The organism is Ruicaihuangia caeni, assembly GCF_029952955.1.
Lineage (GTDB): Bacteria > Actinomycetota > Actinomycetes > Actinomycetales > Microbacteriaceae > Ruicaihuangia > Ruicaihuangia caeni.
Genome location: NZ_JASATX010000004.1, coordinates 65,357 through 86,631 on the forward strand (window position 1 = coordinate 65,357; position 21,275 = coordinate 86,631).

Genomic DNA, 21,275 nt, shown 5'->3' on the forward strand with positions numbered 1-21,275 from the left:
CGCTACGTTGAGAGTCATGGTGGGGGAAGTGCCGAACGGGTTCGACCAGATCGATCGTGCCGTCGCGGCCGCGTTGCAGGTGAACGGCCGCGCGACGTGGGGGGCGATCGCACGCGTGCTCGACATCCCGGAGCGCACGGTGTCGCGTCGCGGCCAGCGGTTGCTCGAAGACGGCACCGTGCGTGTCTCGACGTACATGGATGTCAGCCGCGTCGCGCACGCGCGAGGGGTGCTCCTGCGTCTCCGCACCGACTTCCACTGCGTGCATGACGCGGCCGCGGTGCTCGCCCATCGCGACGACGCATCATCGGTGTCGATCCTCGAGGGGTCGGGAGACATCGCGGCACTGCTGCTGCCGGCCGATGCCGATGCGCATAACCGCCTGCTGTTCCACGACCTGCCCTCCATCAAGGGAGTGCAATCGTTCGGAGTCGGCACGGTCACCAAGATGCACCGCTCCGGCTACGACTGGAACGCTGGAGGGCTCTCCGACGACCAGGTCGCGCTCCTCACGAGCGGCATGACATCGTCTGAGACGACGCCGAAGAGCGCTCCCGTGAGCCTGGATGCGGCCGACCGGCACCTCGTCGAGCTGCTCGAGCGCGACGGCCGAGCCTCCCTCGCCGCCCTCGCCGCAGACTCGGGCCTGAGCCTGCAGACCACGCGCCGGAAGATGGAGGCGCTCTTCCACCAGGGAGTGCTCCACGTGCGCACAGAGGTGCCTGCGGAGCTGTTCGGCTTCCAACTCGAGGCCATGATGTGGATCCAGACGCCGGCCGGGCTGATCGACGAACTGGGCCGTGCGCTGGGCTCGCATCACAACGTTCGCTTCTGCGCGGCTTCCACCGGCCGCAATTCCCTGCTGATCGACACGCTGTTCGCCGACGAGGAAGAGCTGTACGCGTTCCAGACCGGCGTGATCGGGCGATTCCCGACGGCCGAGATCGCGGAGTCGCGCGTCGTGCTCACCGCCGTGCGCCGCGGCCCGCTCATCGTGCTCGACCAGCCGGAGCGGTTGACGGCCGGCTGACCACGTTCGGTGGCCGGGCGCCGCCCAGATCTCCCCGGCCGGCGCGCTTAGTGCGGGCTGGAGCGCAGCCGGATGCCTGCGAGCCCTTCGTTGCGAGCCCCTGCGGCGATACCGTAACGGTGCGGACGCACGCGCGAGGTGCGCGCTGCGGCAGGCAGGAGGCGCCGATGAGCCAACGAGGCGGCACGGATGCGAGCGTCGACTTCTGCGTCGTCGGCGGCGGCATCGTGGGGCTCGCCACGGCGAAGGCGCTCGCGGATCGGCATCCGGGAGCCTCCATCGTCGTGCTCGAGAAGGAGCAGACCATCGCCGCGCACCAGACCGGGCACAACTCGGGTGTCATCCACTCGGGCATCTACTACGCGCCGGGCTCTCTGAAAGCCCGCTTCTCGATGTCAGGTGCGAAGGCGACCACAGACTTCTGCCACGAGCGCGGCATTCCCGTCGAGCGTTGCGGCAAGCTGCTCGTCGCCACCTCCGATGTCGAGGTCGAGCGACTCGCCGCCCTGACCGAGCGAGCCGCGATCCACGGCCTCGACCATGAGCAGATCAGCCGCGCCGAGCTGCGCCGTCGAGAACCCGAGATCGACGGTCTCGAGGCGCTCTTCATCCCGACCACCGCCATCGTCGACTACCGGAGGGTGAGCGCCGTGTTGGCGGAGGAACTGGCGCGGCGCGGCGTGAAGTTGGTGCTCGGCGCTCGGGTCACCGGCATCCGTGAGCGCGACGACGATGTGGTGGTCGAGACGCCTTCCGCGCGAGTGCATGCTCGGCACCTCGTCGTCTGCGCCGGGTTGCAGGCGGACCGTCTGGCGAGGCTCGCCGGGCTCGAACTCGACGTGCAGATCGTGCCGTTCCGCGGTGAGTACTACCGGCTGGGCCCAGCGCGCGCCGGCTTCGTGAAGACGCTCATCTACCCGGTGCCGGATCCCGAGTTGCCCTTCCTCGGCGTGCACATCAGCCCGACCATCGATGGCGAGATCACGGTCGGGCCATCCGCGGTGCTCGGAATGGCGCGAGAGGGTTACCCGAAATTCTCGATCAACGCTCGAGACGTCGCCGCCTACGCAGCGTTTCCGGGGCTCTGGAGAGTGGGCACGGCGAACCTCCGCACTGCGGCGCGGGAGGTTCGCAACTCGCTGTTCAAGTCGGGCTATCTGTCTGAGGTTCGCAAGTACGCGCCCTCGTTGAGCACTCGCGACCTGTTGCCGCACCGTGCCGGCATCCGAGCCCAGGCTGTTCGCCGAGATGGCACGTTGCTGCACGACTTCCTCATCGAGCGCACTCCGCGCATGACCCACGTGCTCAACGCGCCGTCTCCCGCTGCCACCGCGGCCTTCCCCATCGGTGAGCACATCGCCGCGGCGGTGCCGGCGGACGGCGCGTCCCCCTCCTGACCTGGACGCCCCCGGCCTGCCCCGGCCCGCGCCACGCCCGCCCCTCCGCCGAGATCGCAGAATCTGCTGCGTTGCGGGCTCTGCGGGTGCAGATTCTGGCATCTCGGCGGAAGGGGGAGGGGTGACGCAGGGCGAGAGGCGACGCGGGGGAGGGGCGACGCGGGGCGAGAGGCGACGCGGGGGAGGGGTGCGCGGGAGGCGACGCCGGGCGGAGGAGCGCGCGGGGTCGCGTCAGTACAGGAAGCGCGAGCGGCGGGCGGGACTCAGACGAGCAGTTGCCGCTTCGCCAGCTCGCGGTAGAGCGGGGTAGACGCCACCAGCTCTGAGTGAGTTCCGGTGCCCACCACGCGGCCTCGTTCGAGCACGATGATGCGGTCGCTGTCGACGACGGTCGACAGCCGGTGGGCGATCACGATCAGCGTGCGGTTCTCGGCGACGGCGTCGATCGCTTCGCGCAGCAGCTGCTCGTTGAGCCCGTCGAGCGACGAGGTCGACTCGTCGAGCAGCAGGATCGGCGGCGCCGCGAGGAGCGTGCGGGCGATCGCGAGGCGCTGACGCTCACCGCCCGAGAGCATGACGCCGTCTTCGCCGACCTGTGCGTCGAGGCCTTCAGTCGTCCGCTCGATGACGCCGAGCAGGTTCACGGCGCGCAGCACATCGATGCACTGCTCGTCGGTCGCGTCGGGTGCACCCAACAGCAGGTTGTCGCGGATGCTGCCGGCCAGCACCGGCGCGTCCTGCTCGACGTATCCGATCTGCGACCTCAGCGCGGCACGGTCCATCGCGCGGATGTCGACCCCGCCCATGCGCACCACGCCGGCGGTGGGGTCGTAGAACCGCTCGATGAGGGATAGGATCGTCGACTTGCCGGCCCCCGATGGGCCGACCAGGGCGACGCGCTGGCCGCGCGGCACGCTGAAGCTCACGCCGCGCAGCACAGTGCGGTCACCGGAGGCGGCAGCATCCGATCGGGCGATGTCGGGCTCACCACCCGCGTCACGCGCGTCGAGGCCGCTTGGATCGCCCTCCGCCGGCCCGAGCTGACCTGCCTCGGCGAGCAGCTTCTCGGCCTCGGTCTTGTGCGCCGCCTCGGGGTAGCGGAAGGAGACGTCTTCGAAGGTGATCGCATCGCGCGTGTCGAGCGGCGGGGCGGGCCGCACCTCGGCATCGAGCTCGGTCTCGCCCGGGAGACCGATGATCTCCTCGATGCGGCCGAGCGCGCCGAGCGCCTGGTTCACCGAGGTCACCGCTCCGAATGCGCTGCCGAGCGGCATGATCATCATGAACAGGAACATGATGAACGCGACGAGCGCGGCGATCGTGATCGAGCCGTTCGCAACGCGGAAACCGCCGACGCCGAGCACCGTGATGAACGAGACCTGCATGGCGATGCCGGCCACGGGAACGACGAGCGCCGATACGCGCGCGACCCGGATGCCGGCCCGCCACGCGCCCTTCGCCTCGTCAACGATCGCGGTCGCCTCGCGCTCGGTGGCCCCCGACGCTCGCACCGTGCGGATCGCTCCGATCGCCCGTTCGACGGCAGCCGCGAGGTCTCCGACCTTCGCCTGCTGCTCCTGGCTCGCCCTCCGGATGCGGCCGGCGAGCAGGCCCACCGTCACGATCGAGGCCGCGATCACCAGGGCGGTGAGCCCGAGCAGCAGCGGATCGATGATGAGCATTGCGATGATCGCTCCCACGAAGACGAGCGCGCCGCCGATCGCATCGATGAGTCCCTGCGTCAGCACGGCGTAGAGCAGCGTGGTGTCGCTTCCGACACGCGAGACGAGGTCGCCGGTGCGGCGCGTGTCGAACTCGGTGATCGGCAGTCGCAGCATCCGTCTGACGAGCCGCTGCCTGGCCGAGAGCACGACCGAAGTTCCGGTGCGTTGCAGGAGGTAGTGCTGGTAGCCGCTCAGCAGCGCCGACGCCACGACCAGCGCGACGAGCACCCAGACGAGCGAACCGAGCGTCTGCCCCGACTCGACGAGCGCGATCACCTGGCTCACGAGCACCGGCTGTGCGAGCGATGCCGCGGCGCCGAACACGCTCAGCACGATCACCCACGCCAGTACGCCCTTGTGCTCGAGCAGATAGGGCATGAGCTGGCTGAACCGGGCGCGGGGGCCGTCGGCATCCGAACTCGACGGTCTCGAGAACGGGCGACGCCGGGATGCTGGGGCTGACACGGCGCTCAGCCTAATGTCGCGTCGCTTGGCGCGTGCCGAGAGGCCTCCTCTGCGGTCAGGCTCGGAGTTCGCGAGCGAGCTCGTCGAACACGGCGATGTACGCGTCGATCGCCTCGTCGGTGTGGGTCACCGACAGCGTCCACTCCTCTTCGCGTCCGGGGGTCATGAAGATGCCGCGGTTGAGATTGAAGAGCCACGCGAGGTCGGCGAGCGCCGCATCCTGGTTCTCCTTGAAGGTCTCGTAGTCGACGACCTTGCTCGTCGAGAACGTGACGCACCCCTTCGACCCGATTCCGACGGCGTATCCGGGCAGGTCGTACTTGTCGACGACGCCTTGGCACCCCGTGACGATGCGGTGGTTGAGACGGTCGAGGTGCGCGTACGCGTCGGGTGTGAGCACCTGTTCGAGCGAGGCGCGTGCGGCCGCCATCGACAGTGGATTGCCGTTGAACGTGCCGACTTGATAGACCGAACCGTCTTCGACGACCGCCATGACGTCTTCGCTGCCGCCGATCGCCCCGGAGGGCAGGCCACCGCCCAGCGCCTTGGCGAGGGTCACCATGTCAGGCGTCACGCCGAACTTGTCGGTCGCGCCGCCGGGCGCGACGGTGAGCCCCGTCTTGACCTCGTCGAAGATGAGCACGATGCCGTGGCGGCGCGTGATGTCGCGCACGGCCTCGAGGTACCCCGGCTCGGGCAGCACGACGCCGAGGTTCATCATCGCGGCCTCCATGATCACGCACGCGGGCTTTCGGCCCTCGACGGTCAAGCGCTCGATGCGGCGTTCCATGGCTCCCGCGTCGTTGAACGGCACGGCGACGGTCATGTCGACGACGGATTGCGGGATGCCGGCGCCGTACGGCAGCGACTCCAGGTTCTCGCGATCGCCGATCTTGTCGTACTCGACACCGATCGAGACCATGACCGTGTCGTGGTGACCGTGGTACGAGCCGAAGATCTTCATGACCGTGTCGCGGCCGGTGAAGGCGCGTGCGATGCGAATGGCATCCATGGTCGCCTCGGAGCCCGAGTTCGTGTAGCGCCACTTGGGGAGACCGAAGCGGCGGGCCAGCTCGTCGGCGACGACGACGTCGTCTTCCGTGGGGCAGCCGAAATGGGTGCCCTGCGGGTAGCGCGCTGCAATGGCCGCCCCGATCGCGGGGTGCGCATGGCCCTGCACCATCGAGCCGAAGCCGTTGTGGAAGTCCCACATCTCGTTGCCGTCGACGTCCCAGACCTTCGGCCCGGAACCCCGCGCGATGTAGATCGGCCACGGGTCGCGCAACTGGTACGACGATGCGACGCCGCCCGAGAGGTGCCGGCCGGCGCGCTCGAACATGTCTCGCGAAGCCGTGGTTCGCTCGTTCAGGCGTGCGGCCTCACGAGCAGTCAGCTCGGCGATGCGGTCACGGTCGATAGGGGTGCTCATACTTCCTCCGTAGGAATGTCACCGACCGGCCTGGCATCGGTTTCCCACAGTTCAGAAGCACTCACCGGTCGGCCTGGCGCCGGGAGCAGTCCGTAGACGCTCATCACCGTAGCAAGCGCGGCGACTGTCGGCAATCAGCGGCCCGCGCACTACGCTTGGCACTCGTGCCAGCGCCTGTCATCACCGCCGTCGACCTCGTGAAGAAGTACAAGGACTTCGCAGCGGTCGACGGGCTGAGCTTCGAGGTGGCGCCTGGCGAGTCCTTCGGCCTGCTCGGGCCGAACGGCGCAGGCAAGTCGACGACCATGCGCATGGTGGGTGCCGTCTCGACCCGCACGGGTGGCGGGCTGGGGATCCTCGGCCTCGACCCGAACACTCACGGCCCAGAGATCCGCTCACAACTGGGCGTCGTGCCCCAGGCCGACAATCTCGATGCCGAGCTCCGAGTGCGCGACAACCTCATCGTCTACGGCCGCTACTTCGGGCTCCCGTACTCGTATCTGCGGCCCAAGGCCGACGAGTTGCTGGCCTTCGCGCAGCTCGAAGACAAGGCGAAGTCGAGGGTCGACGACCTCTCGGGCGGTATGAAGCGAAGGCTCACGATCGCGCGGGCACTCGTCAACAACCCACGCATCATGCTGCTCGACGAGCCCACCACCGGCCTCGACCCGCAGGCGCGCCACGTGCTCTGGGACCGCCTCTTCCGGTTGAAGGAGCAGGGCACCACGCTCGTGCTCACCACTCACTACATGGACGAGGCCGAGCAGCTCTGCGATCGCCTCATCGTGGTGGACAAGGGTCGCATCATGGCCGAGGGAACCCCTGCTTCGCTCATTCGCGAGCACTCATCGCGCGAGGTGTTGGAGGTGCGCTTCGGCTCGGCGCGCAACGCCGAGGCGGCGGAGGCGCTCAAGGGCGTCGGCGATCGCATAGAGGTGCTGCCCGACCGGGTGCTCGTGTACGCCCATAGCGGCGAGGCCGCGCTCGCTCGGGTCACCGAACTGGGCTTCGAACCCATGACCTCGCTGGTGCGACGCTCGAGCCTGGAAGACGTGTTCCTGCGTCTCACCGGCCGGAGCCTGATCGATTGACGCCCGATGAGTAGTGACGCCCGATGAGTTCTGACGACGCAATGAGCACGCCAGCATCCGGCGCGCCACCGGCCGACCGAGATGTCCCGGCGACTGAGCGATCGTCCCCCAGCCAGTCCGCACCGCCCCCCGGGGCGCTCCCGCGCAGGTTCGGCTCCTGGTACGTCGCCGAGCACTGGTTCCGCACCATGCGCGCGTACCTGCAGACGATGCTCATGACGGGCATCGGCACGCCGTTGTTGTATCTCTATGCGCTGGGCGTGGGACTCGCGACGCTCGTCGACCAGAACATCGGAGCCGGCTCCGCGGATGCCGGCGCGGTCGGCGCGGTCGGGTACCTCGTGTTCGTCGCCCCCGCCCTGCTGTGCAGCTCGGCGGTGACCACTGCGGTCGATGAGCTCACCTATCCCGTGATCGCCGGGTTCAAGTGGAACCCGTTCTTCATCGGGATGCACGCCGCTCCGCTGCAGCCCAGGCAGATCGCCGACGGGATCGTGATCGCCGTCTCGGGGCGCCTGCTCGCCCAGTCGACGCTCTACTACCTCTTCATGCTGCTGTTCGGAGCGGTGCCCTCCGGCTTGGGATTCCTCGCGATCGTCATCGCGACGCTCACGGGGCTCTCGTTCGGTGTGCTGGTCATGGCCTACTCGGCGACCATCGAGCAGGACAAGGGACAGATGAACTACGTCATGCGCTTCGTCGTGCTGCCCATGACGCTCTTCTCGGGCACCTTCTTCCCCCTCGAGACGCTGCCGGTGGGCCTGCACTGGCTGGGGTGGATCTCGCCGCTGTGGCACGGCACCGAGCTGGCGCGCGTCGCATCGTACGGCTACCAGGAACCCCTGTGGCTCACGGTTGCCCATGTGGCGTATCTGCTCGTGCTCCTGGCGGCCGGGGTGGCCCTGGCACGGCGCATCACGACCAGAAGGTTGACGCGATGACCGAGCGATCGTGGCCGGCGCCAAGCCGTGCCGAGCAGGGCGCGACGGCGGAGAGCATCGACACGGATGCGGTGCGCCCGCGCGTGCAGCGCGGCATCCTGCTGCCGTCGCTCTACGCGGGGAACGCTCGCGCCGTGATGCACCGAGGCTGGCTGGTGGTCGCGAAGACCAACTGGCTCATCGTGCTCTCCGGCCTCTTCGAACCGATCCTCTACCTGCTCGCGATGGGAATCGGCCTCGGGTCGCTCGTCGGCACCGTGACGACGTCGACCGGTGCCGAGGTGCCCTACGCGGCGTTCATCGCGCCCGCGCTGCTGGCGGTCGCCGCGATGAATGGCGCCGTGTACGACTCGACGTGGAACGTCTTCTTCAAGATGAATTACGGCAAGCTCTACCAGGGCATGCTCGCGACGTCGCTCGGGCCGCTCGATGTCGCGCTCGGCGAGATCATGCTCGCGCTCGCCCGCGGGCTGCTCTATGCAGGCGGGTTCATGCTCGTCATGCAGGCGTTCGGGCTGAACCTCTCGCTCTGGGCGTTGCTCGCGCTGCCCGCGGTCGTGCTCATCGCGTTCGCCTTCGCGAGCTTCGGCATGGCGATCACGAGCTACATGAAGACGTTCCAGCAGATGGACTGGATCAACTTCATCATGCTGCCGATGTTCTTGTTCTCGGCCACGTTCTACCCCCTCTCGGTGTACCCGGTCGCGATCCAGTGGCTCATCCAGGCGATGCCCCTGTGGCACGGGGTGGAGCTGGTGCGCGGCCTCACCACTGGCGCGGTCGGTCCGCACCTGTGGTGGCACGTGCTGTACTACGTCGTCATGGTGCTCGTCGGGCTCACGTTCACCACGCGGCGCTTACGCGCGCTGTTCCTGCGCTGAAGATCGCTCAGCGCTCGATGTCGACGTCCTTCGTCTCGCGGCCGATGAGCAGCGCGACGAGTGTGAGCACCGACATCGCGACGAGGTAGATGCCGACCCAGAAGGGACTCCCGTCGCCGACCGCCCACAACCACACCGCGATGAACGGCGCGACCGCCGCACCGAGGATCGACGACACGTTGTACGAGATGCCTGAGCCCGTGTACCGCACGTTCGTGGGGAAGAGCTCCGGCAGTAGTGCGCCCATAGGCCCGAAGGTGAGCCCCATCAGGGTGAACCCGATGATGAGCCACGCCATGACGCCGACACCGTCGGCGCTCAGCAGCGGCACCCACACGAGGCCGAACACGATGATCGCGAGCGTGACCCAGATGAGCATGCGCCGCCGCCCGAGCCGGTCGGCCAAGGGGCCGGAGATCAGCGTGAAGATCGCGAAGAACACGACGCCGACGATCATCATGAGCACGAAGGTGTTGTAGCTGTAGCCGAGCCCCGGCTGCACAGTTGGGTCGGTCGGCGAAACCGGTGCGCGACCGTAGCTCAGTGAGAACGTGGTCATCAGGTAGAAGAGCACGTACGTGGCGAGCATGTAGAAGGTGCCGAGAATGAGTTCGCGCCAGTGGCTCCTGAACACCGCGGCCAGGGGCAGGCGTTCGACGCGACCGGTCTTGACGGCGCGCTCGAACGCACTGCTCTCGACGAGTCGCAGCCGCACCCAGAGGCCGACGGCCACCATGACCACCGAGAACAGGAAGGGGATGCGCCAGCCCCAGGCGAGGAAGGCGTCCGACGGCACGGAGGGGTCATCCGACGGCAGTAGCGCCGCGATGATGAGGAAGATGCCGTTGGCGATGATGAACCCGAGCGGTGCCCCCAGTTGCGGGAAGGTGCCGTACCAGGCTCGCTTCCCGGGCGGTGCGTTCTCAGTGGCGACCAGCGCGGCACCGCTCCACTCGCCGCCGATCGCGAACCCCTGCGCGAGACGCATGACGACCAGCAGCAGGGGTGCGAACCACCCGACGAGGGCGTACGTCGGCAGCAGGCCGATGATGAACGTCGCGATGCCCATCGTGAGCAACGCGGCCACGAGCGTGGTCTTGCGCCCGCGCTTGTCGCCGAGGTGCCCGAAGAAGACAGCACCGAGGGGTCTTGCGATCATGGCGGCACCGAACACCGCGAAGGAAGCCAGCAGCGCCGTCGTGGCATCGCCGGTCGGAAAGAACAAGTAGGGGAAGACCAGCACGGCCGCGGTCGCGTAGACGTAGAAGTCGTAGAACTCGATCGTCGTGCCGATCAGGCTTGCCAGCACCACCCGCGACACAGGGTTCGCCGGCCCGGCGAGCGCGCGCTCGGGCGGCCCTGCCGGGTTCAGCGGGTTGGCAGCGGAATTCGACATCGTCTGGCCCTCCGATTCGGCGCCTGCTCCAGGCCGCCGGTCACTGCCAATGCTGCGCGCATCTCGTGCCGCGTGCCATCGACGTTCGTCGTCAGCGAGCTTGAGTGTCAGGCTCCGCGCTGCCGGCCAGCGTTCGAGTCGGCGGCAAGGGAATAGGACCCCTGCCGCCGACCCAAGCCTTGTCGTGGAGCCGAAGGCGTCAGCGGTTCGCGCGCAACTCCCGCAACGTCGCCGCAGTCGCGATGGCAGCGCTCGCCGCCTCGGCGCCCTTGTCCTCCTTCGAACCGGGCAATCCCGCCCGGTCGAGCCCCTGCTGCTCATCATCGAGAGTGAGCACGCCGAATCCGACCGGTTTGCCGGTGTCGAGCGCGACGCGAGTGAGCCCATCGGTCGCCGCCGACGACACGTACTCGAAGTGCGGGGTGCCGCCGCGGATGATCACACCGAGTGCGACCACCGCATCCGCGCCCGATTCGAGGGCTGCCCGTGCGACGACGGGCAGTTCGAAGGCGCCAGGCACGCGCACCTCAGTGAACTGGGCTCCAGCTGCACGCAATGTGCGGCGCGCTCCCTCGAGCAGACCGTCGCTGATGCGGGTGTGCCACTGTCCGGCCACGATCACGACGCGCAGGCCCGCGGCATCCGTCTCAATGGTGGGGGCTCCTTCTCCGCTCATGAGCGGCTCCTTTCTGGTCGAACGGCCGGTACGGATGCCGGCAGTGAACTGCAGTACTCCTGCGCGCCCGCGCGGTCGCGGGCTGCGGTCACATGGGCGAGACGGGGCTGCTCAACTGCGCGTCGCCCGGGAGCGTGTGACCCATGCGGTCGCGCTTCGTGGCGAGGTAGCCCTGGTTCGCGTCGACCACGCCCACCACCAGCGGCACCGGCTCACTCACGTTGATGCCTCGAGCCGAGAGCTGGCGCACCTTCTCCGGGTTGTTCGTGATCAGCCGCACAGAGTGCAAGCCCAGGTCGCGAAGGATCGCAGCCGCGGCGCCGTAGTCGCGGGCGTCGGCCGGGAGCCCGAGAGCCAGGTTCGCGTCGAGCGTGTCGAGGCCGCCCTCCTGCAGACGGTAGGCGCGCAGCTTGTTGATGAGGCCGATGCCACGGCCCTCGTGACCGCGCAGGTAGATCACCACGCCGCCTTCTCGCTTGACCGTCTCCATCGCGGCGTCGAGCTGCGGCCCGCACTCGCACTTGAGCGAGCCGAACGCCTCGCCGGTCAGGCACTCCGAGTGCACACGCACCAGCACGTCGTCGCGGAGCTCGCCGGCGATGAGCGCGACGTGGTCGGCACCGGTTCGGCGGTCACGGTAGGCGCGCATCCGGAAGTCGCCGTGCAGGGTCGGCACGGTGGTCTCGACCTCGAAGAGCACGCGTCGCGACTCGGGACCGGGCGTGCTCTCGGGCGCGCCAACGATGGGCTCCGAACCGGCGTCGAGGTAGTCGATCAACTGCGAGATCGTCACGACCGGAACGTTCTCGCGCTCGCCCAGCTCGATGAGGGCGGGCAGCCGCATCATCTCGCCGTCTTCGGCCACGATCTCGCCGATGGCGCCGACCGGCGTCATCCCGGCGAGCGTCAGCAGGTCGACCGTTGCTTCGGTGTGGCCCTCGCGGGCTCGCACGCCGCCTTCGACGGCACGCAGGGGGAGGATGTGCCCCGGCCGGGTGAGGTCTGCCGGAACGCTGTCGGGATCGCTGAGCACTCGCAACGTGTGGGCGCGGTCGGCCGCGCTGATGCCGGTCGAGATGCGATCGGCGGCGTCGACCGAGACGGTGTACGCGGTGCCGCGCGGATCCGTGTTGTCGGCCACCATCGGCGGCAGCCCGAGCCGATCGGCGATCGAGTTGGTCATGGGCGCGCAGATGAAGCCGGAGGTGTGTCGCACCATCCACGCCATCCATTCCTGGGTGGCAAGCTCTGCCGCGATGATGACATCGCCCTCGTTCTCGCGGCTCTCGTCATCGGCCACGATGATCGGACGGCCGGCCCGCAGGGCGTCGAGCGCCTCGGGAATGTCGGCGAGGCTCATGATGCCTTCCTTTCTGCGCCGGATGCCGCGGTCTCAGCGGCCGGCGCGGCGAACTCCTGCAATCGGCGCACATGCCGGGCAAGGATGTCGGTCTCGATGTTCACGCGATCGCCCACCACACGGTCGCCGAGCGTCGTCGCGCTGAGCGTCTCCGGGATCAGCGACACCTCGAACCAGTCGCGGCCGACGGCGCTCACCGTGAGCGAGACGCCGTCCACGGCGATCGACCCCTTGTCGGTGACGAGAGGCGCCGTGTCAGGGGAGAGGCTGAAGCGCAGCACGCGCCACTGCTCGCCAGGTCGCACTTCGATGAGCTCTGCCGTGCCGTCGATGTGCCCCTGCACGATGTGCCCTCCGAGGCGGTCGCCGACCTGCGCGGCGCGTTCGAGGTTCACGCGGCGCCCGGCGGCAGCATCCGCGAGGGTGCTCATCGCGAGCGTCTGCGCCATGACGTCGGCTGTGAACCAGTCGTCGCCGCGGTCGACCACAGTGAGGCAGACGCCGCTGACAGCGATCGAGTCGCCGTGCTTCGCATCGCTGACGGCGATCGGCCCGCGCACGGTCACGCGCGCCGCATCGGCGACATGCCGCCACTCGGTGATCTGGCCGATCTCTTCGATGATGCCGGTGAACATTCGGTCAGTGCCTTTCGGGTGCGATGCCGTGGGCGACGTCGTCGCCGCGGTCGAGGGAGGGGTGGGTCGGGCCTGGGACTGTGCGCGCCATGACCACGATGTCGTCGCCGAGACGCCTGAAGTCGCGAAGGTGCAGGCGCAGCGCGTCGGTCATGGTGGTGATGCCCAGATCGCCGACCGCGTGGCGAGGGCCGCCCAGCAGCATCGGCGAGAGGTAGATGTGGTACTCGTCGACGAGACCGGCCGAGATCGCGGCGCTGATCAGCGTCGGGCCCCCTTCGACGTAGACCCGGCCGACGTCGCGCCGCCACAGGTCATCGAGCGCCGAAGCGAGATCGCGCGTGGCGAACTGGATGAAGCCGAGCGGATGCTGCCGGAGTCGTGCGTCTGCTGGCACCTCGCGCTCGCCGAGCACCACCGGCAGCGGCTGCCGTTCGAGCAGCTCACCGGCATCGCCGCGAGCCGTCAGGGCGGGATCGTCGGCGAGCACCGTGCCGGTTCCGACCATGATGGCGTCGTTGCCGGCGCGCTGCTCGTGCACGTGCTGCCGGGCGGCGGTGCCCGTGATCCAGCGACTGGTGCCATCGGCGGCCGCGATGCGGCCATCGAGGGTCGACGCCCACTTCGCGGTCACCCAGGGGCGGCGGCGGGCTGCGGCGACGAGCCACGGCGTGAGGAACTCGGAGGCTTCCGCCTCGAGCACGCCGGCGATGACCTCGACGCCGGCCGCGCGCAGGCGGTCGGCTCCGCCGGCGGAGTCCTGTCCGGGGTCGCTGAGCGCGAAGACGACCCGGCGCACTCCGGCGTCGATGAGCGCTTGGGCGCATGGACCGGTGCGTCCTGTGTGGTTGCAGGGCTCGAGGGTGACGACCGCGGTGAGGCCCGCGGCATCGGCAACACGGGAGAGCGCATCCGTCTCGGCATGCGGGGTGCCAGCGCCGCGGTGCCAGCCCTCCGCGACCATGACGCCGCTCTCATCGAGCAGCACGCAGCCCACCTGCGGATTGCCGCCGGTCGTCGGACCGTGCGCGGCAAGGCTCAGTGCGTGGCGCATGGCCTCATCGAGGGCCCTGCTGCTGATCATCCCGGTCTCTTTCGCTCGATCCGGGGTCTGCTGCGTGGTTGCGGCGTGCGCGCAGTGCGGCACGCTGTGCTTCCTCCCATCCGGACTTTAACCGTCGGTTCTGGAGTTCCACCAGATCAACCCCGAAGGGCTCGCGGACTATCACCGCCGGTTCGGACTCTCACCGACCCCGGAGCACATTTGCTTCGCTCAGCATAGCCAACGCGCTTCTTCGCCGAATATTCCCGCTTCGTGCTGGAACGTTTCGCGTTGACCGTTTCGCGCCGAACACCGGCCGGGCAGCGCTGCACCTGGGCGGCAGCCGGCGCCCACCGGCGGCCACTCGCGTCCAGGCGCGCTCGACCAGGGAGCCGCCCGCCGCGCACCGATTCCGGGCGGAGCTCAGCCGCGCACGCGAGGCAGGAAGCCGACGCGCTCGTACACCTCCGCGAGGGTCCGCTCCGCCATGGCAGTCGCGCGCTCGGCGTTGCCTGCGAGCAGCCGATCGAGCTCTGCAGGGTCGGCGAGCAGTTCGAGCGCGCGCTCGCGGATGGGCGCGAACTCGGCGACGACGGCATCCGCCACTTCGCCCTTGAGGTCGCCATAGCCACGCCCCGCGAACCGCTGCTCGAGGGCGGTCACGGCCTCACCCGTGAACGCCGAGAGGATCGTCAGCAGGTTCGACACCCCCGGCTTCTCGCCGCGGTCGAAGCGGATCTCGCGCTCCGAGTCGGTCGCAGCAGACTTGATCTTCTTCGCAGTGCGCTTCGGGTCATCCAGCAACCAGAGCACACCGTTATCGGACTCCGCCGACTTCGACATCTTCGAGGTCGGGTTCTGCAGGTCGTAGATGCGGGCGGTGTCAGAGAGAATCACCGGCTCAGGAACCACGAACGTCTCACCGAACCGGGTGTTGAAGCGGTTCGCGAGATCGCGCGTGAGCTCGACGTGCTGCTTCTGGTCTTCCCCGACCGGCACGGCATCGGCGTTGTAGAGCAGGATGTCGGCCGCCATGAGCGTCGGGTAGGCGAACAGGCCCAGGGTCGTCGCGTCGGCGCCGTACCGAAGAGACTTGTCTTTGAACTGCGTCATCCGGCTGGCCTCGCCGAAGCCGGTGATGGTGTTGAGTACCCAGGCGAGTTGCGCATGCGCCGGCACGTGGGATTGCACGTAGAGCGTCGACGACTCGGGGTCGATACCGGCCGCGATGTACTGGGCGGCCGTCCGTCGGGTCTGCTCGCGGAGGCTGGCCGGGTCCTGCGGCACGGTGATCGCGTGCATGTCGACCACGCAGAACACGGCGTCGTAGTCGCGCTGCATCTCGCGCCACTGCAGCAGTGCACCGATGTAGTTGCCTGCGTGCAGGCTGTCGGCGGAGGGCTGCATTCCCGAGAAGAGGCGCGCTTTCGTCATCCCTCGATTCTCTCAGCAGTTCCGGATGCCTCCGGTCACGCGCTTCGAGAGCCGTCCGAGCCTCGGCCTCTCGGCCGTGGGCGCTGAGGAAAAGCGCTGAGGAAAAGCGCTGAGGAAAAGCGCTGAGGAGACGGTGAGATGGTGGCAATCACTGGGAGCAGGCGCGCCGGCCGGTCACCCTTGGTCGCAGGACCGGCGAGAGGGAGTGCGATGCGAAGTGGCTCTGGGGTCAGCGACGCGGCGGCGCCTGATGCTGCATCGGTGGCGCGCGAGGTCTTCGGCTGGTCCTCCTTGCGGCCTGGGCAGACGAAGGCGATCGAGAGCGTGCTGCAGGGCCGAGACACCCTCCTCGTGATGCCAACGGGCTACGGCAAGTCGGCGGTGTTCAATGTCGCTGGTGCGCTGATCCCGGGGCCGACCGTCGTGGTGTCGCCGCTCATCGCCCTTCAGAAGGACCAACTCGACGCTCTGGCTTCGCATCCTCGCGCCCCGCAGGCCGTGGCGGTCAACTCCAACCAGAGCGAGCACCAGAACGAGGAGGCGCTGGATGCCGTGGAACGAGGCGCGGCTCGGTATCTCTTCGTCGCTCCTGAGCAGTTCGCCAACGAAGCGATGGTGCAACCGCTTGCCCGGGCAGGGGTGCGACTGCTCGTCGTGGACGAGGCGCATTGCATCTCCTCGTGGGGTCACGATTTCAGACCCGACTACCTGCGCATCGGCGAGGCCGCGAACGCGCTCGGCCGCCCCACGCTGCTCGCGCTGACGGCCACCGGCTCCCCACCGGTGCGTGATGAGATCGTCGAACGCCTCCGTATGCGGGATCCGCGCATCCTCACCCACGGGTTCGATCGGCCGAACCTTCGATTGGACGTGGTGAGGGCCCAGACAGATGCCGAGAAGCGGGCAGCGGTCGCCGAGCAGGTCGCTCAGCTGCCGACGCCGGGGCTGCTGTACGTGGCAACGCGGAGGGACACCGAGCGGTACGCGGAGGTGCTCGCAGAAGGCGGGCTTCGAGCCGCCGCGTATCACGCGGGCTTGAGCGCGGGCCGTCGCAGGGAGGTTCATCACGCCTTTCAAGAGGACGACTTGGATGTGGTCGTCGCGACCAACGCGTTCGGCATGGGGATCGACAAGCCCAATGTTCGCTTCGTCGTGCACGCCGCTGTTCCCGATTCGCTCGAGAGCTACTACCAGGAGATCGGGCGAGCCGGCCGGGACGGCGAGCCCGCCACCATAACGCTCCACTACCGGAGCGAAGACCTCGGGCTGCGCACGTTCTTCGCTTCGGGCGTCCCCGCTGCAGAGGCGCTCCGCGATGTGTTCGAGGCCCTCGAGCGCGCCCAGCAGCCGATGCGGATACGGGAGATCGCGGCCTCGACCGACACTTCGCCTCGCACAGTGGGGCGGTTGGTCAACCTGCTCGATCAGGCGGGCGTGGTCACATCGAGCAGAGCCGGGATCCGGGCTCGCGCAGGCGTCGACCGTGACGACGCAGCCGAGCGCGCGGTCGAGGTCGCTGAGGCGGGTGAACGGATCGAGCAGTCGCGCATCGCGATGATGCGGAGCTACGCCGAGACGCGGGCGTGCCGACGACACGTGCTGCTCGCATACTTCGGTGAAGAGAGCCAGGAGCTCTGCGGCAAGTGCGACAACTGCGAATCAGGAGTCGCAGCGGAAGCCGCGGCGGATGCTGCCGACCGTGCGTCCGGTGAGGCCGACCGAGCCGCGCGATTCTCACCCGCGACGAACGTGCGCCATACCCAGTGGGGGAGCGGAACGGTGATGAGTGTCGAGGACGACCGCATCACCGTCTTCTTCGAGACCGAGGGCTACAGAGTGCTCTCGCTCGCAGCGATCGAGGAGGGCGACCTGCTCACCGTGGTCGAGTGACTGTCGGTCCTGACGCCGCTGGGCTTCTGGAGATCGCTACACCGCGTAGTCGACCACGACCGGGGTGTGGTCGGACCACCGCTGGTCGTATGCGGCCGCGCGGTCGACCGCGTAGTCGACGACCCTCTCGGCGAGCGCCGGAGTCGCCAATTGGTAGTCGATGCGCCAGCCCGTGTCGTTGTCGAACGCCTTGCCGCGCCAGCTCCACCAGGTGTACGGACCGTCGACCTCGCCAGCCCAGCGGCGGCCGACATCCACCCAGCCGAGGCCAGTACCGGTCGAACCGTCGGCGCATTCGACTTGGGCGTCGCGCTCGCCCATGAACCGGTCGAAGTACGCGCGCTCCTTCGGCAGGAAGCCGGCGCGCTTCACGTTTCCGCGCCAGTTCTTGATGTCGAGCTTCGTGTGCCCGACGTTGAGGTCGCCCAGCACCACAGACAACGGAGAGTGACGCTCGAGCTCCGGCATCCGGGCCGTCATCGCGTCGAGGAACTTGTACTTCTCATCCTGTTTCGGGGTGCCGTCTTCGCCTGAGTGCACGTACGTGCTCACCACGGTGATCACCGTGTCGTTGACCTCGTAGTCGGCCTCGAGCCAGCGCCCCGCGCTGTCGAAGTCCGGCGCCCCGAGTTCGACACGGTGGATCGACGCCTTGCCGCGGCTCGCGAGCGCCACGCCCGCCCGGCCCTTGGCCGTGGCCGGGTCGTGCAGGATGTCCCACTCGGAGCCGAGCAGTGACTCGAGGTCTTCGGTGGAGGCGCGCACCTCCTGAAGCGCCAGGATGTCGATGCCCCGGCCCTCCAGCCATTCGCCCATGCCCTTGCGGAAGGCGGCTCGGATGCCGTTGACGTTGACCGTGGCGATCCGGAGAGGCTTGCCCGCCGTGCCCTTGGACGACCGTGCGTCGGACGTTTCCGTGCTCGACTCTGCTCGGCTGGACGCCGCTCCGCTGGACACTGCTCCGCTGGAGGCCGCGGCGCTCTGGGACTCGCTCATGCGCTCGAGTCTAGGGATCACCCGCGACATCCGAGGGTGACCGCCCCGGCCTCTGGGACGGTGCGGCCTTGGGCTCGCGCACGGCCCAACGCAGCCAGCGCGGCACCAGTCGGCGCGCCTGCCGGGCGATCTTCTCCCGCTCCCGTCGTTGGCGCTCTCGCTCTGCTTGGGCGACCGCGGGGTCGGCGATGACGCCCCGATCCTCGAGCGTCTCGGCGATCCACGCTCCCGCGATGAGCACCACCTGGCAGGCGAGGTTGATCCACAGCAACAGCCCGAGGAGCACCGCGAAGGAGGCGAGGAGCGGATTGTTCCCGGTTCGCGCGAGCAGCAATCCTGCCGCGAGCTTGAGCGCACCCAGGCCGATCGCGCCGATCAGGGCACCGCCGATCAGGGCTTTGAACGGAATCCGGAGCACGCTGACGAAGCGGAAGAGCACGCACAGGGCGAACACGTCGATCGCCGCCATGAGCACTAGACCGGCCGCACGCAGAACGAGCGTGACGACGGCCGAGTCCCGGTCGAGGCCCACGAGTTCCGCGAGGCCGCCGAACAACTGCGTGCTCACCACAGAGAGCGCCGCCGAGACGAGCACGAGGGCGCCGAGCGCGATCCCGAACCCCAGATCGCGCAGCTTGAGCAGCGCGAAGTTCACTTCTGCCGGTGGGTAGTCGAAGATGATGCGCACGGCTCCCCGGGCCGCGCCGAGCCAGCCGACCGCGGTGAAGACGAGCCCGCCCAGCGCGATCGCTCCGGTCCAGCTGAGGGTGACCCCCACCTGCAGGGTGTTCGGATCGATCACACCTCCACTGCCCGAGTCGATGAGGCCGGGGATGAAGCCGTTCACCGATTCGATCAGCGCGTCGAGCAATTCGTCATTGCCGACCAGCACGAGGCCGATGATCGAGAAGGCCACCCACACCGCGGCGAACACCGCGAAGAGTCCGCGAAAGGTGAGCCCTGCGGCGAGCAGCGGTCCGCGTGAAGTCGAGTACCGCTGCCAGGCCCGCACCGGCCGCTTCTGCATGAGGAGCTCGAGCCGTTGCTTCGCCTTCTGCAGCAGTCCCCGCTCGTCCCCCATGTTCTCAGGCTACTGAGCGAGCTCCGCTCGGCCACCCGAATGCACCCCCGCCCGGGGGTAGGCTGTGGCGCACCCTGCAGCGCACGGAACGACGTGCGCGGGAACGGAAGGTGCGGCCATGGAGCTTCGCGGTGTCGGCGTCGGTCTCGGAATGGCAATCGGGCCGGTCCTGCGGATGCCGGACCCGCTGCCCGATCCCGACGACGACCAGCGCACCGCCGACGCCGCCGAGGAGCTCGGCCGGGTCACCGAGGCGCTGGCAGCGGTGGCCGCGGAGTTGCGCTCTCGGGCAGCAGCCGCAGGCGGGGAAGCACAAGAGGTGCTCGAGGCCACAGCACTCATGGCCGAGGATCCGATGCTGCTCGACGAGGTGCGCACGCGCATCGATGCCGGCAGCACCGGCGAGCGGGCGGTGTTCGACGCCATCGCGACGTTCCGGGCGACGCTGACCGCCATGGGCGGCTACATGGCTGAACGCGCTGCCGACCTCGGCGATGTCTCCCAGCGCGCCCAAGCTCGGCTCCGCGGAGTGCCGGCCCCGGGGGTTCCCGAGAGCGATACTCCGTTCGTGCTCGTCGCCGCCGACCTCGCGCCGGCTGATACCGCAATGCTCGATCTCGAGAAGGTGCTCGCGCTCGTCACGAGCGAGGGTGGACCGACGAGCCACACGGCGATCCTCGCGCGGGCGAAGTCCATTCCGGCCATCGTGGGGGTCGGAGGAGCGGCCGAACTGGTCGACAGCACCATGGTGCTCGTCGATGCCGCGGCCGGCACGGTGATCGTGGCACCGAGCGACGAGCAGCGCGCCGAGGCCGAGCGCGCCATCGCCGAGCGGGCATCCCGGGCGGCGGCGCCGCTCACTCCCGGTGCACTCGCCGACGGCACTTCGGTGCCCTTGCTCGCCAACCTCGGCAACCCCGATGAGGCGAAGCACGCCGTCGACCTGGGTGCCGAGGGAGTCGGGCTCTTCCGCACCGAGTTCCTCTTTCTGGGTGAGGCGGAGGCTCCATCCGTCGAACGGCAGCGTGAAGCGTACTCGCGGCTCCTGCAGGCGTTCGAGGGCAAGAAGGTTGTCGTGCGGGTGCTCGACGCAGGCGCTGACAAGCCGCTCGCCTTCCTCAGCGATGCGCACGAGGAGAATCCGGCGCTCGGACTGCGAGGCATCCGCGTGCTCCGCCAGCGCGAAACGGTGCTGCGCGACCAGCTCACCGCGCTGCAACAGGCGGCTGAGCAGGCGCCGGGTACTGAACTCTGGGTGATGGCGCCGATGGTCTCCGACGTCGAGGAGACCGAGTACTTCGTCGAACTCGCCAAGTCTCTCGGGCTGCGCACTGTGGGCGTCATGGCCGAGGTGCCGAGCCTCGCCGTCCTCGCCGAGCAGGTCGTCGCCGCCTGCGACTTCGTGAGCATCGGCACGAACGACCTCACGCAGTACACCCTCGCCGCAGACAGGCTGCTGGGCAGTGTCGCCTCGTTCCAAGACCCGTGGCACCCCGCGGTGCTTCGCATGATCAAGCTGCTGGGGGATGCCGGGAACGCCGCCGGCACACCGGTCGGCGTCTGCGGCGAGGCCGCGGCCGACCCGCGGCTGGCCGTGGTGCTCGTGGGCCTCGGCGTCACGACGCTGTCGATGACGCCCGCCGCGCTCGCCGACGTGCGCGCCGAGCTGGCCACGGTGACGCTCGACGAGGCCCGCGGCAGGGCCGAGCGCGCCCTGGGTGCCCGCAGCGCCGCGGACGCGCGGGCCGCGGCATCCGCTCCTGCCTGAACCGCGAGAGCCGTCAGCCCGCGCAAACGAGAGAACCCC

Annotated in this window: 17 protein-coding genes and 1 riboswitch; of the genes, 7 read left to right on the plus strand and 10 right to left on the minus strand. The window is 68.8% G+C overall.

Features of this window, described 5'->3' with window-relative positions:
* The first annotated feature begins 16 nt into the window (after nt 1-16).
* Nucleotides 17-1,030, plus strand: a complete 1,014-nt coding sequence (locus tag QF206_RS10125) for an Lrp/AsnC family transcriptional regulator (RefSeq protein ID WP_281489108.1) — start codon at nt 17-19, stop codon at nt 1,028-1,030.
* Nucleotides 1,031-1,197: 167 nt separating this feature from the next.
* Entirely contained in the window at nt 1,198-2,427 is a 1,230-nt protein-coding gene (gene lhgO, locus QF206_RS10130; RefSeq protein WP_281489109.1) for an L-2-hydroxyglutarate oxidase, read from the plus strand.
* Between the two features lie 263 nt (nt 2,428-2,690).
* Here the strand turns inward: lhgO and QF206_RS10135 are convergent, their stop codons facing one another.
* A complete protein-coding gene (locus QF206_RS10135) occupies nt 2,691-4,625 on the minus strand; it encodes an ABC transporter ATP-binding protein (protein ID WP_422785388.1) in 1,935 nt (644 codons plus the stop codon).
* A gap of 46 nt (nt 4,626-4,671) precedes the next feature.
* Nucleotides 4,672-6,045, minus strand: coding sequence for an aspartate aminotransferase family protein (locus QF206_RS10140; protein ID WP_281489111.1), 1,374 nt, complete (start codon nt 6,043-6,045; stop codon nt 4,672-4,674).
* 164 nt (nt 6,046-6,209) lie between these two features.
* Between QF206_RS10140 and QF206_RS10145 the strand changes: the two genes are divergently transcribed.
* The 3 genes from QF206_RS10145 to QF206_RS10155 are packed head-to-tail and all read left to right on the plus strand — an operon-like array spanning nt 6,210 to nt 8,958.
* The gene (locus tag QF206_RS10145; protein WP_281489112.1) at nt 6,210-7,136 is read left to right on the plus strand and encodes an ABC transporter ATP-binding protein; all 927 of its coding nucleotides are present in this window, start codon (nt 6,210-6,212) and stop codon (nt 7,134-7,136) included.
* Between the two features lie 23 nt (nt 7,137-7,159).
* Nucleotides 7,160-8,077 (plus strand): ABC transporter permease, encoded by a 918-nt coding sequence (locus QF206_RS10150; RefSeq protein ID WP_281489113.1) that lies wholly within the window; start codon nt 7,160-7,162, stop codon nt 8,075-8,077.
* Nucleotides 8,074-8,958, plus strand: coding sequence for an ABC transporter permease (locus tag QF206_RS10155; RefSeq protein ID WP_281489114.1), 885 nt, complete (start codon nt 8,074-8,076; stop codon nt 8,956-8,958). The genes QF206_RS10150 and QF206_RS10155 overlap by 4 nt, the downstream gene beginning before the upstream one ends.
* A 7-nt stretch (nt 8,959-8,965) precedes the next feature.
* Here QF206_RS10155 and QF206_RS10160 read toward each other — a convergent pair whose 3' ends face one another.
* The 6 genes from QF206_RS10160 to trpS all read right to left on the minus strand — a co-directional run bounded on the left by QF206_RS10160 (nt 8,966) and on the right by trpS (nt 15,501).
* On the minus strand, nt 8,966-10,354 hold the full coding sequence (locus QF206_RS10160; RefSeq protein ID WP_281489115.1) for an MFS transporter: 1,389 nt from the start codon (nt 10,352-10,354) through the stop codon (nt 8,966-8,968).
* 199 nt (nt 10,355-10,553) lie between these two features.
* Nucleotides 10,554-11,030, minus strand: a complete 477-nt coding sequence (gene ribH / locus QF206_RS10165; RefSeq protein WP_281489116.1) for a 6,7-dimethyl-8-ribityllumazine synthase — start codon at nt 11,028-11,030, stop codon at nt 10,554-10,556.
* Nucleotides 11,031-11,118: 88 nt separating this feature from the next.
* Nucleotides 11,119-12,390 carry a GTP cyclohydrolase II gene (gene ribA, locus QF206_RS10170; protein ID WP_281489117.1) on the minus strand — a complete coding sequence of 424 codons (1,272 nt, stop codon included), beginning with the start codon at nt 12,388-12,390 and terminating at the stop codon, nt 11,119-11,121.
* Entirely contained in the window at nt 12,387-13,025 is a 639-nt protein-coding gene (locus QF206_RS10175; RefSeq protein WP_281489118.1) for a riboflavin synthase, read from the minus strand. Before QF206_RS10175 ends, ribA begins: the two co-directional genes overlap by 4 nt.
* Before the next feature lie 4 nt (nt 13,026-13,029).
* Nucleotides 13,030-14,109, minus strand: a complete 1,080-nt coding sequence (gene ribD / locus QF206_RS10180) for a bifunctional diaminohydroxyphosphoribosylaminopyrimidine deaminase/5-amino-6-(5-phosphoribosylamino)uracil reductase RibD (protein ID WP_281489119.1) — start codon at nt 14,107-14,109, stop codon at nt 13,030-13,032.
* 64 nt (nt 14,110-14,173) lie between these two features.
* Nucleotides 14,174-14,289: riboswitch (FMN riboswitch) on the minus strand.
* 201 nt (nt 14,290-14,490) lie between these two features.
* A complete protein-coding gene (trpS, locus tag QF206_RS10185) occupies nt 14,491-15,501 on the minus strand; it encodes a tryptophan--tRNA ligase (protein WP_281489120.1) in 1,011 nt (336 codons plus the stop codon).
* A gap of 261 nt (nt 15,502-15,762) precedes the next feature.
* On the opposite strand from trpS, the gene QF206_RS10190 reads away from it, so the two are divergent.
* Nucleotides 15,763-17,391, plus strand: coding sequence for a RecQ family ATP-dependent DNA helicase (locus tag QF206_RS10190; RefSeq protein WP_281489121.1), 1,629 nt, complete (start codon nt 15,763-15,765; stop codon nt 17,389-17,391).
* Nucleotides 17,392-17,427: 36 nt separating this feature from the next.
* Here the strand turns inward: QF206_RS10190 and QF206_RS10195 are convergent, their stop codons facing one another.
* Both QF206_RS10195 and QF206_RS10200 read right to left on the minus strand, forming a co-directional pair.
* A complete protein-coding gene (locus tag QF206_RS10195; protein WP_281489122.1) occupies nt 17,428-18,387 on the minus strand; it encodes an exodeoxyribonuclease III in 960 nt (319 codons plus the stop codon).
* A 10-nt stretch (nt 18,388-18,397) separates the two neighbouring features.
* Nucleotides 18,398-19,468 carry a YihY/virulence factor BrkB family protein gene (locus tag QF206_RS10200; RefSeq protein ID WP_281489123.1) on the minus strand — a complete coding sequence of 357 codons (1,071 nt, stop codon included), beginning with the start codon at nt 19,466-19,468 and terminating at the stop codon, nt 18,398-18,400.
* Between the two features lie 118 nt (nt 19,469-19,586).
* On the opposite strand from QF206_RS10200, the gene ptsP reads away from it, so the two are divergent.
* Nucleotides 19,587-21,236 carry a phosphoenolpyruvate--protein phosphotransferase gene (gene ptsP / locus QF206_RS10205; protein ID WP_281489124.1) on the plus strand — a complete coding sequence of 550 codons (1,650 nt, stop codon included), beginning with the start codon at nt 19,587-19,589 and terminating at the stop codon, nt 21,234-21,236.
* Nucleotides 21,237-21,275 lie beyond the last annotated feature (39 nt).